Below are 14669 nucleotides of genomic sequence, written 5' to 3'. Positions count from 1 at the left end.
GGCCGTGGCGGCGCCGGGGGGTCGGGGGTTGAGAGACCTAGGGGGTCTCGGAGGTCAGGGGGGAGTTGCCCGGGGCCTGGGTCGGGGCCGGCTGGGTCGCCGACGGGACCGGCGTGGTCGCGGCCGGGACCGGCGCGGTCGAGGTCGCCGACGGCGCCGACGTCGGGCTGCTGGTCGGGCTCTGCGTCGCCGAGGAGCCCGGGTCCCCGGTGGGCGTCGCGGACGGCGTCGGCGACGGCGTGGTCCCGGACGAACCGGAGTCGCCGCCGGTGGCCCGGCCGAGCGTCGTCCCCCCGCCGGTCTCCTTGCCGACCAGCCCGGCCAGCGGCTTGCCGGCCGCCGACTCGATCCCGGTGATGAGCACCAGTGCGACCGCGAACGCGATCGCCGCCCCGGCCCCGAGCACGACCCAGCGCGGGCGCACCGGCCGGCGCGGTGTGCCGCCGGTGCTGTCCGGTGTCGCCGCGGCCGCCTCCGCCGGGGTCGCCCCCGACAGCACGGCCGCATCGGGCGCCCCGAACAGCTGCGTCCCGTACGGATCGATGTCGGATTCGCTCTCGACGGGCCGGGTGTCGGTGGGCCGTGGCATCCGCTGGATCTGGGTGTCACGCAGCCGCGCGGTCGTCTGGCGGAGCCGGTCCGCACTGCGGCCCGCGGAGGATCGCAGCACGGACGTGCTCACCGTCCCGACCACGCTGGCCAGCGCGGCGCCGGTCAGCGTGCCCGCCGTCCCGAGGTAGGACGAGGCGAACGCGGTGATCACCGCAGCGCCCGCACCGACCCCGACCTCGAGCGGTCTGAGCTCTTTCTTCTTCGTCGTGGTGTCGTTACTCATCGCCTCTGGTGCACGCATGGGAGCGCACCGGTGTTCCCGACGGTCGCTGTGAGTACTCGCACAGACCCGTCGAGCGGCGTGTTACCTGGACTTCCGCTTCGCGATCCGGCGTGCGGTGTGACGAAGCTGTACGACCCGAGCGATCCCGATCAGCGCCACCAGCAGCGCCCCGAGCACCGCGGCCAGCAGCAGCGCGACGCCGAGCGGCAGGCTCGGGTTGGCCCCGAAGATGTTGATCTTGACTCTGCTGCCGTTCTGCAGAATGAAGATCAACAGCAGCAGCAGCACGACGACGGCCGCGATCGAGGCGACCCAGATCCCGCTGACCCGGGTCCGCTGCGGCACCTTCTCCGGCGCGACGGTCGCGGGCTCCTCCCGGTACGGCTCCCCGGCCGGCGCGCCGTCGTAGCCGTCCGGCCCGGCGTAAGGATCGGCGGGCGGGGTCGTCCCGGGACGGTCGTCCTCCGGGCGGGCGTACGAGGGGCCGGTCATGGTGTGTCACTACCCGCGCCCGGGCGGGCTGATGCGACCTGCTCAGAGGTACTGGCGGGCGGCGTCCAGGGCGGCGGCGAGGTAGCTGGCGCCGAACAGGACGGCGTGCACCAGCAGCGGATGGACCTGGTGCAGCCGGCGCCGGTCCTGCCAGCCGGCCGCCGGCGGGTCGGCCTCGGCGTACGCGGCCAGCAGGCGGGGCACCCAGGACTCGCCGAACAGCGTCAGCATGGCCAGGTCGGTCTCCCGGTGGCCGCCGTGCGCGGCCGGGTCGACCAGCCAGCCCCGGCCGCCGGACCAGACCACGTTGCCGCTCCAGAGGTCGCCGTGGATGCGGGCCGGCGGCTCGGCCGGACCCGGCCAGCTCGGGCAGCCGAGCGGCCAGCCGCTCGAAGACCGCGACCTCGGCCGGGGTCAGCCGGCCCTCGTCCCGCAGCTGCCGGACGTAGGGCAGCACCCGGTGACGGGCGTAGAACTCGGACCAGGTCGCCTCCGGCCGGTTGTCGAGCTCGGCCGCGCCGATCCAGCCGTCGCGCTCCGCACCGAAAGTGGGCGCTCCGGCAGCGTGCATCGTGGCCAGTTCGCGCCCGAGCTGGTCGACGGCGTCGCCGTGGGCGGTCCCGTCCGGCAGCCACGGCAGCACGAGCAGCCAGGCCCCGCGGGCCAGCACCGGCGGCACCGGCGGACCCGCGGGCACGGCGGCGAGCCACGCCAGCCCGGTCGCCTCCGCGGCGTAGAAACCGTCCGGAGCGTCGGTCCGGACCTTGGCGAACACCTCGCGCCTGTCGGCCAGCCGCAGGCGCCAGCGTTCCCCGGTAGTCGCTCGCCCGTACGGCGTAGCGTCGGTGACGGCGGTCCGGAGCAACGCTGCCACCCGTCCGGATGGATCCACGGACGGGATGGTGCCTGACGAATCCCGGCAGCGCCCGCTTATCGGCGGATTGGTCCCCCGTTTGCCAGCGCCGCCTCGATCTCGGTCAGCAACCCGGCGCAGGCCGCCTCGACCAGGTCGAGCACGTGCTCGAAGCCCTGCTCGCCGCCGTAGTACGGATCGGGCACGTCGAGCCCGGCCGGATCGGCCGCCGCGCCCGGGTCGTACGAGCGGAGCAGCCGGATCTTGGCCCGGTCCTCGTCCGAGTCCGCCAGCGCGCGCAGCCCCTGCTCGTGCCCGGCGTCCAGCGCGACGACCAGGTCCCGCTGGGCGAAGTCGGCCCGCCGGAACTGCTTGGCCTCGTGCACCCAGGCCGGGTAGCCGCGGGCCCGCAGCGCGGCCGCCGACCGGCGGTCGGCCCGCTCGCCCACGTGCCAGTCGCCCAGCCCGGCGCTGTCGACCTCGACCTCCTTCTCCAGCCCGGCGTCGGCGAGCCGGCGGCGCAGCACCGCCTCCGCGGTCGGGGACCGGCAGATGTTGCCCGAGCAGACGAAGCAGACGCGGTACGGCACCCCGCGACAATAGGCAGCCCGGCGCACCGGCACCGGTCACCAGCGGGCGGCAGCCCCGGCAGCGGATTCGCGGGGACGTTCCGGACAACCGGGAGCCGGTCCGCCGGTCCGTACGGCGGAGCGGGCGCCGGAGGACGGACCTCCGGCTCGGACCGGCCCGGACCGGCTCGCGTGGCCGGATGCCCCGGGTCGGCCGAGAGCGGAGGGAGCGCACACAGGATGCGGGTGCTCGCCGTCGACTTCGGCACCTCGAACACGGTCGCCGCCTTCGCCGTCGACGGCGGGGCGCCGCGGCTGCTGGCGATCGACGGTTCCCCGCTGGTCCCGTCCTCGGTGTTCCGCACCGACGACGGCACGCGCGCGGTCGGCCGCGACGCCGACGGGCAGGCCCGGCGGGGGCGGCGGCACGCCGACGCCGGTGAGAAGCTGTCCGCCCTCGACTCCTGGCGGAGCAGCCGCTGGGGCAGCTCCTAGGTCCGGTCCCGCAGCCGGGCGTACGCGAGCACGGCCTCCCGGGTCGTCGCCACGCCGAGCGCGTCCCGCGCCTCGGCCACCGGTTGGCCGTACGGAGGGACAGGAAGCGCAGCCGAGCTCGGCCGCGGCCCGGTCCAGGTCGGCGTCGGCCGCCAGCACCAGGTACGGCGGCTCCATCAGGCGCCGGCCGGGGCCAGGGCGGCTGCCCGGACCGCGGCCTCCGTCCGGGTCCGGGCGCCGAGCTTGCCCATCCCCGACTTCACGTGCGTCTCCGCGGTGTGCCGGGTGATCCCGAGCAGCTCGGCGATCCGCCGGGTCGACAGGCCCTCGCCGACCAGCGCGAGCACCTCCCGTTCCCGCGGCGACAGCTCGCCGGCCCGTTCGGTCGGCCGCCGGGTGATCCCGTGCGCGCGCAGGCCCCGGCGGACCCGGCCCAGCAGGGTGGCCAGCCCGGCCGTCTCGGCCAGCTGCTCGGCCGCGAGCAGCGGTTCCAGCGTCCCGGCCAGCGCGCCGGCGCCGAGCAGGCAGCGGACCTGCTCGCGCACCATCAGCCCGGCCCAGGCGTCGGCCGCGGCGACCAGCGACGTGCCGCCCGCGTCCCAGGCCGCGACGGTGACCGCGACCGGCCCGACCCCGGTCCGGCCGAGCGCGCCCGAGCGCGGCATCGGCTCGTCGGCGTCCGGCCCGGAGGCCAGGTCGTGCCGGGCCCAGCGGGCGGTGAGCAGGGCGAGGCGGGCCGGCATGTCCCGGCCGGGCAGCGCGTCGGCCGCGTCCCGGGCCCCGGCCGCGTTCCCGTCCAGCCAGGCCGCCTCGGCCGTCACCCACCGGACCAGCCGGTCCTGCGCCGCCGGTCCGGATCGTGCCAGCAGCGCCCGCGCGGTCGGCAGCCCGCCCGCGTCGGCGTGCGCCAGCGCCACCGTGGCCAGCAGCAGCGCCCGGGCGTCCGGCGGCGCGGTCCGGTCGAGCAGCGCGCCGCCGGCACGGAGGACCTCGTCCAGCGCCCCGTCCACGTGCAGCGCCGCCCACAGCGCCTCGGCCCGGAACTGCAGCTCGGCGCTGTACGCCCCGTCCGCCGCCGCGGCCGCGGCCAGCTCGGAGGCCAGGTCGCCGGCCTCGGCCGGCCGGGCCACATCTCGCAGCCCGGCCACCAGGGCGGCCCCGGCGAGCCGCTCGGCGACCTTGTCGCCGGCCGCCGCGGCCGCCTCCATCGCGGTCCGGGCGGCCCCGTCCCAGCCTTCCCGCCCGGCCGCCCGCAGCGCGGCGGCGTACGCGGCCAGCAGTGCGGGCGGTACGTCCGGCCCGGCCGCGGCCAGCGCGAAGTCGGCCAGCGCGCAGGCCACCTCGGGGTCGGTCCCGATCGCGGCCCGGATCGAGGCGACCGCGTACCCGGCGGCCAGCGGCGCCGGCACCGCGGCCAGGTCGCCGCCGACCGTACGCAGCTCGGCGTCGGCCTCCTCGCACCGGTCGAGGTCGATCAGCGCCCCGGCCCGCAGCATCGCCACCGCCACCCGGGTCGCCGCCCCGTCGGTCCGGTACGACGCGAGCAGCCGCAGCACCTCCGCGGCCAGCCCGGCCGACGCGCAGGCGGCCGCGGCCGGCAGGGTCAGCCCGGGATCGACGCTCTCGGCCAGCAGCAGCGCGCTCGCCCGCTCCCCCGCGGTCCCGGCCTGCTCCGCCGCCCGCTCGGCCCGGGCCGCCGCGGCCGTCCAGGACCCGGCCGCGATCAGGTGCCGGGCCGCCTCGATCCCGTCCGGCAGCACCGCGCCGAGCCGGGCGTGCATCGCGGTCCGCTCGGCCGCGGGCAGGACGCCCGCCGCCACCTCGGCCACGTACGGCTCCCGCACCGCGATGCCGTCCGGCGACCCGACCGCCAGCCCACCTGCCAGCAGCGCGCCGACGCCCGGTCCGAGCAGCGCCGCCGGCGCCGGCCGGCCGAGCAGCCCGAGCGCGGCCAGCGCGGTCCGCGCGTCCACCGGCAGCTCCGCCACCAGCGTCGCGGCCGCGTACGCCAGCGGCGAGCCCGTCGCGCCCAGGTCCGGCGTGCTCGCCAGCAGGGTCAGGGCCAGCGGGTTCCCGCCGCTGCGGGCGATCACCGCCGGGTCGGCGCAGAGCGCGGCCGCGGCCTCGGCCGGCAGCGGCGGCAGGTCGATCCAGCTCGTCGCCAGCGCCCGCAGCCGGTCCGACACCGGCGCCGGCATCCGCAGCGTCACGACCACCCGGGCCACCGGCGCGACCGCCGCCAGCACTGCCAGCGTGTACGCGTCGGCCCACTGCACGTCGTCGACCAGGAGCACGCGGTCCCGCAGCCGGGCCCGGACGGCTTCGGCCGCCAGCGGGACGTCGCCGATCGGCACCGGCGCCCGCAGCGCCCTGGTCAGCGGCAGGCCGGGCAGGTGCCGCAGCGTCGCCAGCGCGCCCGTGGCCAGCAGCGGCAGCCCGGTCGCGTGCACCAGCGCGGTCTTCCCGATCCCCGGGGGGCCCGCGACGACCGCCAACCCCGCAGCGGTCAGGGCGGCCCGCAGTGCCGCAGTCTCCGTCTCCCGTCCGACCAACACGCAGCGAAGGATAGGCAACTCAAGATCGTGGGGTTGACACGATCTGGGGAGGAGGGCGCGACCGGGCTCCCCTAGGGTCGCCCGGAACGAGGAGGTGTGGGGGTGGGCGGTCCGCTCGGCGACGCGGTCGGTGCGGTGTGCGCCGAGCTGCGTCCCGCGCTGTCCCCGGCCGCCGCGGGCCTCCTCGACCAGGTCGTCAGCCGCCTGGACGGACCGCTCCAGCTGGCCGTCGCCGGCCGGATCACGTCCGGCAAGTCGACCGTGGTCAACGCGCTGATCGGCCGCCGGGTCGCCCCCACGGACGTCCGGGAGTGCACCCGCCTGGTCACCCGCTTCCGGTACGGCACGGTCGGCGCTGACCGGGGCACCGCCGCCCGCGCCCAGCAGCACCTCGGTCCGGCGCGAGCCGGCCCGGTCCAGCGAACCCGGCCCGGGGGTGTCGATCCCGGTCACCGCCCGCAGGATCGCGCTGGTCAGGTACGCGTCGACGTAGTCTCCGCGGGCGAGCGCGACCGGCTGCGCCAGGAACTGTCCGGGGTGGCCGACCGCGTCGTCGGCGTGGTCACCCAGATCGATGCGCTGCTGCCGGCGCTGCGAGGTGTGCGATGACCGAGTGGGACGGGCACGACCACGGTCCGGGCCACGACCACGACCCGTCCGGCTGGGAGGCGCCCGAGCCGACCGGCTTCGACGGCCACGCCGAGGAGCCGGGGACCGTCGACGACCCGTACGGGCACGAGGTCGGCTCGGCGGGCCCGTACGAGCCGGCCGCGGCCGACCCGGACGAGCCGGCCGGGCTGCCGCCCGAGGCCCCGGCGGACTGGTCCGCGACCCCGCTGCACGACGGGCTGCCCGCGGCCGACCCGGGCGACCGGATCGACGGCACCGACCCGGCCGGGTGGACCGACGCGACGGCCGAGTCAGACCCGTTCCCGCCGGCGCTGGACATGGACGTCGGCCCGGCCGACGGCGGGCCCTGGGTCGATCCCGACCTGCTCGGCGGGTCCGGGTCCCTCGGTGATCCGGCCGCCGGGCCGGCCGACCCGCCCGAGGCGCTGCTGTCGGACCTGGCCGCCGCCGACGGGAACCCGGACGCCGACTGGTCCGCCCTGGCCGACTCCGACGACCCCGCCGTCCGGGCCCTCACCCGCCACTGGACCTGACCGCCGCCCCGTCTCCCGTTCGACCCCGGTCCGGTCCACCGGGTGGCGCGCCCGATCCTGCCCTCCGCGCCGGCCGTCCCACTGACCGAGGACGACCTCGCGGACGCGGGAGTCCTGACGGGGCCGGGCGGTGCGGGGCCCGCCGGCTCAGCCGCCGTTGGAGCCTCCACCGCCGGTCATCTCGGCCGCCGATCCACCCGCACTGGGAACGGGCAGAACCAGCGAGTCCTGGATCACCCGCAAGGCGTACGCACAGGTAATTTCGTGGCATACGACCGCTAGGGTGGCCGGGTGCCTGAGGTGGATCCCGCATTTCTCGACCTGCCGATGCGACGTCTGGCCGACGCCGCCCTGGACCGCGCCCGTGAGCTGGGCGCCGCGCATGCCGACTTCCGGTTGGAGCGGATCCGCGGCCAGGACCTGACGCTGCGCGACGGCCGGGTCGACTCGACCCGGGAGGGCGAGGACGTCGGCTTCGCGGTCCGGGTCGTGCACGACGGGACCTGGGGGTTCGCGGCCGGCGTCGACCTGACGCCCGAGGCCGCGGTCACCGTGGCCGAGCAGGCCGTGGAGGTGGCCAAGGTCAGCCGCCCGGTCAACTCCGAGCCGATCGAGCTCGCCGACGAGCCGGTGTACGGCGACGTCACCTGGGTCTCGTCGTACGGGACCAATCCCTTCGAGGTCCCGGACGCGGACAAGATCGGCCTGCTGGCGGAGTGGTCCGAGCGGCTGCTCGCGGCCGACGGCGTGAACCACGTCCAGGCGACCGTCCTGCAGGTGCTGGAGAACAAGTTCTACGCGGACCTGGCCGGCACGGTGACCACCCAGCAGCGGGTCCGGCTGCACCCGGAGATCGAGGCGACCGCGGTCGACCGCTCCCGGGGCACGTTCGAGTCGATGCGGACCTGCGCGCCGCCGGTCGGCCGGGGCTGGGAATACCTCGTCGGCGACACCTGGGACTGGGCCGGCGAGCTCGCGCAGATCCCCGAGTGGCTGGCCGAGAAGGCCAAGGCCCCCTCCGTCGACCCGGGCCGGTACGACCTGGTCGTCGACCCGAGCAACCTCTGGCTCACCATCCACGAGTCGATCGGGCACGCGACCGAGCTGGACCGCGCCCTCGGGTACGAGGCGGCGTACGCGGGAACCAGCTTCGCCACCTACGACATGCTCGGCTCGCTGAAGTACGGCTCGCCGGTGATGACCGTGACCGGCGACCGCACCGTCGAGCACGGCCTGTCCACCATCGGGTACGACGACGACGGCGTGCAGACCCAGTCCTGGGACCTGATCAAGGACGGCACGCTGGTCGGCTACCAGCTCGACCGGCGGATGGCCCGGCTCAAGGGCCTGGGCCGGTCCAACGGCTGCGCGTTCGCCGACTCGCCCGGGCACATCCCGGTGCAGCGGATGGCGAACGTCTCGCTGCAGCCGGCGCCGGGCGGCCCGTCCCTGGACGATCTCATCGGCGGCGTCGAGCGCGGCATCTACGTGATCGGCGACAAGAGCTGGTCGATCGACATGCAGCGCTACAACTTCCAGTTCACCGGGCAGCGGTTCTTCCGGATCGAGAACGGGAAGCTGGCCGGGCAGCTGCGTGACGTGGCGTACCAGGCCACCACGACCGACTTCTGGGGCTCGATGGAGGCGGTCGGCGGCCCGGACACGTTCGTGCTGCACGGTGCCTTCAACTGCGGCAAGGCCCAGCCGGGCCAGGTCGCCGCGGTCAGCCACGGCGCGCCACCGGCGCTGTTCCGTGGCGTGAACATCCTCAACACGGTCCGGGAGGGCGGCCGATGACCCCGCAGGAAACGGTCGAGCGCGCGCTCGCGCTGTCCAAGGCGGACGGCTGCGTGGTGCTGACGACCGAGCGGTCCGAAGCCAACCTCCGCTGGGCCGGCAACACGCTGACGACCAACGGGACGATGCGCTCGCGCCAGGTCGCGGTGATCAGCACGATCGGCGGCGCGGCCGGCGTCGTGCAGCGCAGCGCGGTGTCGCCCGACGACCTGGAGGCGCTCGTCCGGGCCAGCGAGCAGGCGGCCCGGGACGCGGGCCCGTCCGAGGACGCGGCCGCGCTGGTCGAGCCGGGCGGCAACCCGGGCAGCTGGGACGAGCCGGCCGCGGAGACGTCGATCGGCACCCTGGGCGAGGTCGCCGCCGGGCTGGGCTCGACCTTCGAGCGGGCCGCGGCCGAGTCCCGGCTGCTGTTCGGCTTCGCCGAGCACGCGCTGGAGACCTGGTACGTCGGCACCTCCACCGGCGTGCGGCTGCGGCACGTGCAGCCCACCGGGAAGATCGACATCAACGGCAAGTCGCCGGACTACGCCCGCTCGGCCTGGGTCGGGCAGTCGACCCGGGACTTCGCCGACGTCGACGTCGCGGCATTGGACGCCGAGCTGACCCGGCGGCTGGGCTGGGCCGACCGCACCGTCGACCTGCCCGCCGGGCGGTACGAGACGCTGCTGCCACCCTCGGCCGTCGCCGACCTCGCCATCTACATGTACTGGGCGTCCTTCGCCGCCCGCGGCGCCGACGAGGGCCGGACCGTCTTCGCCAGGTCCGGCGGCGGCAACCGCGTCGGCGACCGGCTGGCGACGCTGCCGATCACGCTGCGCAGCGACCCGGCCGCGCCGGGGCTGGAGTGCGAGCCGTTCCTCACCGCGACCCGCTCCGAGGAGGGCACGCTGTCGGTCTTCGACAACGGGCTGCCGATCGGGCCGGTCGACTGGATCAAGGACGGGGTGCTGACCACGCTGGCCCGCACCCGGGCGTACGGGGCCAAGACCGGGACCCAGGCCGTGCCCATGGTCGACAACCTGATCATGGAGTCGCCGGACGGCGCCGGGTCGACCGACGACCTCATCGCCCGGACCGAGCGGGGGCTGCTGCTGACCTGCGTCTGGTACGTGCGGATGGTCGACCCGCAGACCCTGCTCATGACCGGCCTCACCCGCGACGGCGTCTACCTGGTCGAGGGCGGCGAGGTCACCGGCGCGGTGAACAACTTCCGCTTCAACGAGTCGCCGGTCGACCTGCTCGGGCGGATCAGCGAGGTCGGGGCGACCACGCGCGGGCTGGCCCGGGAGTTCGGCGACTACTTCACCCGGACCGCGATGCCGACGCTGCGGATCGCGGACTTCAACATGAGCACGGTCAGCCAGGCGTCCTGACGGCTGCGGCCGGGCCCCCTGGTGGGGACCCCGGCCGCAGTGGGTGCCGGTGCTCACTCAGCCGACGCGGACGACCGTGTAGGTGGTGTCCGGGGTCGGGGGCGTCGTGAGCCGCGCGTTCACGACGTAGATGAACGGCCCGAAGAACGCCATCGTCGTCGGCGCGTCGAAGTCCGGGTCGGTGATCGTCGCGGTCACCCGGCCGGCGGTGAAGCCGCGGTTCAGGGCGATCCGCACGAGCTGGTTGTTCACGTTCCGCATGACGGACAGCGTGTTCCCGCGCAGCAGGAGGCCGTCGCCGTTGGTGACGGAGAACCCGCCGATGTCGATCTGCCGGGTCACGCCGGTCCGGGCCGAGACCGCGAACAGCAGCCCGGTGTTGGACTGCACGAGCACCAGGGTGCGGCCGTCGGAGCTGGCCACGATGCCGTTGGCGTTGAAGCCGGCCGCGTACATGATGTCGCCGGTCAGCGGCACCGTGCGGACCGGGCCGAGGCGGCCGCCGGGCCCGAACGGCAGCACGTACATGACCTGCGCGGTCGAGTCGGTGAAGTACGCCGCGGACGTCGTCACGACCACGTCGTTGACGAAGCTCGCGCCGGGTGCGCCGACCTGGTCGCGCAGCAGCAGCCGGTCGGTGCGCACGTCGTACACCTTGACCGTGCCGCTCGGGCCGCCGGCCGCGAACAGCCGGTCGCCGGAGACCTTGAGCCCGCGCACGGTGTCACCGGGCGTGCCGGGGATGAACACCGCGCCGCGCCCGGTGAGCAGGCTGCCGCGGTAGATCGCACCGTCGACCTGGGAGCCGGCATAGAAGTTCACGCCCCGGCCGGTGGCCAGGCCCTCGGGGCGGAAGCCGTTCGGCAGCGAGATCACCGTGGGGAACGCGCTGGAGTGGGCCGGTGCATTGCCGGGGCCGGGCGCCGCGTTCGCGGCGGTGCCGCCGAGCAGGGCCAGCGCCGCTGCGGCGATCGCCGTCAGTGCCAGTCGTTGTCGCACCTCGTCGTGCCTCTCCTGGGTGGGGTACCGGTGTCCTACCCGGCCGTGGGACCGGGTCCGGATACAGCGCGGCCGGCCCGGGATTCACCCGGACCGGCCGCGAGGGACTACGGGATGCGCGAGACGTGGTACGGCGTGGTCGGCGTCGGCGGGGTGGTGAACCGCGCGTTGGCCGCGTACAGGAACGGGCCGAACGGCGCGATCGTCGCCGGCACGTCGAGCGTCGGGTCGGTGATCACGCCGGTCACGTGGCCGGTCGTGCCGCCGCGGTTCAGCGCGACCTTCACGATCTCGTTGTTCACGTTGCGCACCACGAACAGCGTGCTGCCGCGCAGCAGCAGCCCGTCGCCGTTGGTGAGGTCGGCGCCGCCGACGTTCACCGCGGTCGCGGCGCCGGTCTTCGGCGACACGCGCCACAGGATCCCGGTGTTGGACTGGATCACCAGCAGCGACCTGCCGTCCGGCGTGGTCTCGATGCCGTTGGCGTTGAAGCCGGTGCCGAGCTGGATCGCCGGCGTGGGCAGGACCTTGACCTTGCCGAAGTTCGGGCCGGAGCCGTGGCCGCTGCTGCCGAAGGGCAGCACGTACAGCTGGGCCTTGTTCGAGTCGGTGAAGAACGCCTGGTCCTTGATCACCGAGACGTCGTTGATGAAGCTCTCCCCGGCGGGCGCGACCTGACGCTCGGCCAGCTTGCGCCCGGTACGCAGGTCGTACACCTTGAGCGCGCCGCTGCCGGCCCCGGCCGCGAACAGCAGGTTGCCGGAGACCTCCAGGCCAGCGGTCGAGCCGCCGGCGACGCCCGGGACGAACGGCGACACCCTCCCGGTCAGCACGTTGCCGCGCATGATCCGGCCGTCGGCCAGCGAGCCGACGTAGAAGCTGGCACCGCTGGTGGCGATGCCCTCCGGCTGGTAGCCGTCCGGCAGCGCGATCGTCTTCGGCAGCGGCGCCGCGCTCGCCGGCCCGGCGGTCGCGGCGTTCACCACGGTCCCGCTGGCGAACGCCAGCACCGCGGCGCCGATCGCTGTCAGAGCAAGCCTTCTGCGCACCTCGTGCCCTCCTCGTGGTCGCGTCCGGGGTCCGGAGCTCCGGACCCGGGTCGGGGCACAGGGGCCCAGAACGTCACACGGCGTTCGCTGAGGGACGGTTCAGCCGCAGAGTGGGTGGTTCAGCCGCGTGGGTCCTCGACCACTCGGCCGAACAGATCGAGGACGGCCGTGCGCGAGTCGTTGGGCGCGGTCTTGTTCCGCCAGCTGTGGCCGCAGCGCTGGCAGCGCTGCACCACGACCGTCCGGCCGCCCTCGTAGAGCGCGCCGACGGGCTCCATCGCGCCGTCGCAGTCGGACGCGCGGTCACCTGGCCGGACGTCGACGTGCCGGGACCACAGGCACCGTGGGCAATGGTTGGTGTAACCGTTGCCATGCACCGTCGCACCGCAGTGCAGGCACTCGAAGTCCTCCTGCTGGCGGGTGAACTTGGGCGATTCCACGACGCTCCGCTACTTGATCGGTACGGCCCACAACCTTGTCGCCTTAAATGCCGAGGTTACGCACGAGTTGTGAGGCAGCCGACAATCCCAGCAGGTCGGAAGGCGTGTCCTCGGCGTTACGCTCCATTCAATCCCCATGCACGGCCGGCCGGCCGGAGTTCAGCATTTCCGGTCAACGGCGACCAGGAGGCGATGTGGCATGACGATCTCGGCGATTCCCGGTACGGACGCTGATACGGCCCCGACCCGGCACGCACGGTTGCTCGAGTGGGTCCGGGAGGTCGCCGAGCTGACGACGCCGGACCGGATCGAGTGGTGTGACGGTTCCCCGGAGGAGTGGACCCGGATCACCGACCTGCTGGTCGGGAACGGCACGTTCCGGCGGCTGGACCCGGCGAAGAAGCCGAACTCGTTCTGGTGCGCATCCGAGCCGAGCGACGTGGCCCGGGTGGAGGACCGCACGTTCATCTGCTCGGTCGACTCGCGTGACGCAGGCGCCACGAACAACTGGATGGCGCCGGCGGACATGAAGGCGATCATGACCGAGCTGTTCACCGGCTCGATGCGCGGCCGCACCATGTACGTGATCCCTTACTGCATGGGTCCGCTGGACGCGGAGTCCCCGATGTTCGGCGTCGAGCTGACCGACTCGCCGTACGTCGTGGCCTCGATGCACATCATGACCCGGATGGGGTCGAAGGCGCTGGAGCGCCTGGGCGAGGACGCCGACTTCGTGCCGGGGTTGCACTCGGTCGGCGCGCCGCTGCCGGACGGGCAGGACGACGTGGCCTGGCCCTGCAACGAGACCAAGTACATCTCGCACTTCCCGGAGGAGCGGCTGATCTGGTCGTTCGGCTCCGGCTACGGCGGCAACGCGCTGCTGGGCAAGAAGTGCTATTCGCTGCGGATCGCCTCGGTGAAGGCGCGCGACGAGGGCTGGCTGGCCGAGCACATGCTGATCCTCAAGCTCACCTCGCCGGCCGCGAGGGTCTACTACGTGGCGGCCGCCTTCCCTTCGGCCTGCGGCAAGACCAACCTGGCCATGCTGGAGCCGACGATCCCGGGCTGGAAGGTCGAGACGCTCGGCGACGACATCGCCTGGATGCGCTTCGGCGAGGACGGCCGGCTCTATGCGCTCAATCCCGAGTACGGCTTCTTCGGCGTCGCGCCCGGGACCGGCTGGAAGACCAACGCGAACGCGATGCGCACGGTCGAGCGGGGCAACTCGATCTTCACGAACGTGGCGCTGACCGACGACGGCGACGTCTGGTGGGAGGGGATGACCGAGGAGCCGCCGGCCCACCTGACCGACTGGAAGGGCCGCGACTGGACCCCGGAGTCCGAGGAGCTGTCCTCGCACCCGAACTCGCGTTTCTGCACGCCGGCCGGGCAGTGCCCGATCATCGCGCCGGAGTGGGAGGACCCGCGGGGCGTCCCGATCGACGCGATCTTCTTCGGCGGTCGTCGCAAGACCACCGTCCCGCTGGTGACGGAGTCCCGCGACTGGCAGCACGGCGTTTTCCTCGGCGCCACCTTGTCGTCCGAGACGACGGCGGCGGCGACCGGCGCTGTCGGTGTGGTCCGGCGTGACCCGATGGCGATGCTGCCGTTCATCGGCTACAACGCCGGGGATTACTTCGCGCACTGGATCGCGACAGGTAAGGGCGCGGACTCGTCCAAGCTGCCGCGGATCTTCTACGTGAACTGGTTCCGCCGGGACGCGGACGGCAAGTTCCTGTGGCCGGGCTTCGGCGAGAACATCCGCGTCCTGAAGTGGGCGGTCGAGCGCATCGAGGGTTCGGCGGCGGCGGTCGAGACCCCGGTCGGCTACGTGCCGGCGCCGGGCTCGCTCGACGTGTCCGGGCTGGACATGGCGTCCGAGGAGCTGTCCTCGGTGACCGCGGTGGACGCCGACGAGTGGCGGGACGAGCTGCCGCAGATCGAGGAGTGGTTCACCACGGTCGGCGAGCAGCTCCCGTCCGGGATGCGCGACGAACTGGACGCCCTCCGCCTCCGCCTCGGCTGATCCGCGGGCGCCTTCGCGCGCCG

Annotated in this window: 14 protein-coding genes and 1 pseudogene; 6 read left to right on the top strand and 9 right to left on the bottom strand. The window is 74.4% G+C overall.

The window, feature by feature from the left end:
• Positions 1-37: 37 nt before the first annotated feature.
• The 5 genes and pseudogenes from VGP36_00960 to VGP36_00940 form a co-directional block, all read right to left on the bottom strand.
• Positions 38-853 (bottom strand): hypothetical protein, encoded by an 816-nt coding sequence (locus VGP36_00960; GenBank protein HEV7653294.1) that lies wholly within the window; start codon positions 851-853, stop codon positions 38-40.
• A 63-nt stretch (positions 854-916) separates the two neighbouring features.
• Complete coding sequence (locus VGP36_00955; GenBank protein HEV7653293.1) at positions 917-1327, bottom strand: lipopolysaccharide assembly protein LapA domain-containing protein; 411 nt, start codon at positions 1325-1327, stop codon at positions 917-919.
• Between the two features lie 42 nt (positions 1328-1369).
• On the bottom strand, positions 1370-1633 hold the full coding sequence (locus VGP36_00950) for a fructosamine kinase family protein (protein HEV7653292.1): 264 nt from the start codon (positions 1631-1633) through the stop codon (positions 1370-1372).
• A gap of 130 nt (positions 1634-1763) precedes the next feature.
• Positions 1764-2102, bottom strand: a pseudogene (locus VGP36_00945) (fructosamine kinase family protein).
• A 155-nt stretch (positions 2103-2257) separates the two neighbouring features.
• On the bottom strand, positions 2258-2770 hold the full coding sequence (locus tag VGP36_00940; GenBank protein ID HEV7653291.1) for a low molecular weight protein-tyrosine-phosphatase: 513 nt from the start codon (positions 2768-2770) through the stop codon (positions 2258-2260).
• A gap of 219 nt (positions 2771-2989) precedes the next feature.
• Here VGP36_00940 and VGP36_00935 point away from each other — a divergent pair, with 219 nt between their 5' ends.
• A complete protein-coding gene (locus VGP36_00935; GenBank protein ID HEV7653290.1) occupies positions 2990-3244 on the top strand; it encodes a hypothetical protein in 255 nt (84 codons plus the stop codon).
• A gap of 176 nt (positions 3245-3420) precedes the next feature.
• Here VGP36_00935 and VGP36_00930 read toward each other — a convergent pair whose 3' ends face one another.
• A complete protein-coding gene (locus tag VGP36_00930) occupies positions 3421-5799 on the bottom strand; it encodes a LuxR C-terminal-related transcriptional regulator (GenBank protein HEV7653289.1) in 2379 nt (792 codons plus the stop codon).
• A gap of 102 nt (positions 5800-5901) precedes the next feature.
• Between VGP36_00930 and VGP36_00925 the strand changes: the two genes are divergently transcribed.
• From VGP36_00925 to VGP36_00910, 4 genes are all read left to right on the top strand, one after another.
• Entirely contained in the window at positions 5902-6408 is a 507-nt protein-coding gene (locus VGP36_00925) for a dynamin family protein (protein ID HEV7653288.1), read from the top strand.
• On the top strand, positions 6405-6962 hold the full coding sequence (locus VGP36_00920; protein HEV7653287.1) for a hypothetical protein: 558 nt from the start codon (positions 6405-6407) through the stop codon (positions 6960-6962). The genes VGP36_00925 and VGP36_00920 overlap by 4 nt, the downstream gene beginning before the upstream one ends.
• A gap of 327 nt (positions 6963-7289) precedes the next feature.
• On the top strand, positions 7290-8759 hold the full coding sequence (locus tag VGP36_00915; protein ID HEV7653286.1) for a TldD/PmbA family protein: 1470 nt from the start codon (positions 7290-7292) through the stop codon (positions 8757-8759).
• On the top strand, positions 8756-10132 hold the full coding sequence (locus VGP36_00910; protein ID HEV7653285.1) for a TldD/PmbA family protein: 1377 nt from the start codon (positions 8756-8758) through the stop codon (positions 10130-10132). Before VGP36_00915 ends, VGP36_00910 begins: the two co-directional genes overlap by 4 nt.
• 57 nt (positions 10133-10189) lie before the next feature.
• Here the strand turns inward: VGP36_00910 and VGP36_00905 are convergent, their stop codons facing one another.
• From VGP36_00905 to VGP36_00895, 3 genes are all read right to left on the bottom strand, one after another.
• The gene (locus VGP36_00905) at positions 10190-11131 is read right to left on the bottom strand and encodes a superoxide dismutase (protein HEV7653284.1); all 942 of its coding nucleotides are present in this window, start codon (positions 11129-11131) and stop codon (positions 10190-10192) included.
• A gap of 107 nt (positions 11132-11238) precedes the next feature.
• Complete coding sequence (locus tag VGP36_00900) at positions 11239-12180, bottom strand: superoxide dismutase (protein HEV7653283.1); 942 nt, start codon at positions 12178-12180, stop codon at positions 11239-11241.
• Positions 12181-12299: 119 nt separating this feature from the next.
• Positions 12300-12620 (bottom strand): RNHCP domain-containing protein, encoded by a 321-nt coding sequence (locus tag VGP36_00895; GenBank protein HEV7653282.1) that lies wholly within the window; start codon positions 12618-12620, stop codon positions 12300-12302.
• A 199-nt stretch (positions 12621-12819) separates the two neighbouring features.
• Between VGP36_00895 and VGP36_00890 the strand changes: the two genes are divergently transcribed.
• On the top strand, positions 12820-14646 hold the full coding sequence (locus VGP36_00890; GenBank protein HEV7653281.1) for a phosphoenolpyruvate carboxykinase (GTP): 1827 nt from the start codon (positions 12820-12822) through the stop codon (positions 14644-14646).
• The last annotated feature ends 23 nt before the right edge of the window (positions 14647-14669 follow it).

The sequence above is a fragment of the Mycobacteriales bacterium genome (genome assembly GCA_035995165.1).
Lineage (GTDB): Bacteria > Actinomycetota > Actinomycetes > Mycobacteriales > CADCTP01 > CADCTP01.
The sequence above is the reverse complement of the archived record's forward strand: the minus strand, read 5'-3'. Positions and strand labels throughout refer to the sequence as shown.

Bases quoted from the DNA above. Each gene is read 5' to 3' on its own strand.
- VGP36_00960 (HEV7653294.1), bottom strand. From the start codon at position 853: ATGCGTGCACCAGAGGCGATGAGTAACGACACCACGACGAAGAAGAAA.
- VGP36_00955 (HEV7653293.1), bottom strand. From the start codon at position 1,327: ATGACCGGCCCCTCGTACGCCCGCCCGGAGGACGACCGTCCCGGGACG.
- VGP36_00935 (HEV7653290.1), top strand. From the start codon at position 2,990: ATGCGGGTGCTCGCCGTCGACTTCGGCACCTCGAACACGGTCGCCGCC.
- VGP36_00920 (HEV7653287.1), top strand. From the start codon at position 6,405: ATGACCGAGTGGGACGGGCACGACCACGGTCCGGGCCACGACCACGAC.
- VGP36_00915 (HEV7653286.1), top strand. From the start codon at position 7,290: ATGCGACGTCTGGCCGACGCCGCCCTGGACCGCGCCCGTGAGCTGGGC.
- VGP36_00910 (HEV7653285.1), top strand. From the start codon at position 8,756: ATGACCCCGCAGGAAACGGTCGAGCGCGCGCTCGCGCTGTCCAAGGCG.
- VGP36_00890 (HEV7653281.1), top strand. From the start codon at position 12,820: ATGACGATCTCGGCGATTCCCGGTACGGACGCTGATACGGCCCCGACC.